Below are 332 nucleotides of genomic sequence, written 5' to 3'. Positions count from 1 at the left end.
TCACCAAGATCGCGCCGCTCGACCCCGCCGAGCAGCTTCGTGCATGCCACTTTCGTGTCCAGCGTCTGCGATTCGTTGGCCCCCGAGATGACAAGGCGCTGAGTCCTGAAGTTGGTGTCCACACTCTCGTCGAGCGATTCGAAAGTGGCGCAGACATAGCCGTCCTTTTCCCAGTTCTCCCGGCACGCCGCGTTGCGTTTCAGGTAATCCTCATACGCCTGCAGCGATTCTTCGCTCTGGCCGTCCGGACAAAAGCCGAAGTCTTCCGCGAGAAACGAGTTCGTCAACTCCGGATGGGTGCCCGCGCAGTGGTAGCACTCGCGGTTGTTTTC

General features: G+C 59.9%; 1 pseudogene. It reads right to left on the bottom strand.

Features of this window, described 5'->3' with window-relative positions:
* A pseudogene (locus EVC45_RS45285) lies at positions 1 to 332 on the bottom strand (SRPBCC family protein); the annotation flags it as partial.

This window comes from Paraburkholderia sp. UYCP14C (assembly GCF_004197395.1).
Taxonomy (GTDB): Bacteria; Pseudomonadota; Gammaproteobacteria; order Burkholderiales; family Burkholderiaceae; genus Paraburkholderia.
The sequence above is the reverse complement of the archived record's forward strand: the minus strand, read 5'-3'. Positions and strand labels throughout refer to the sequence as shown.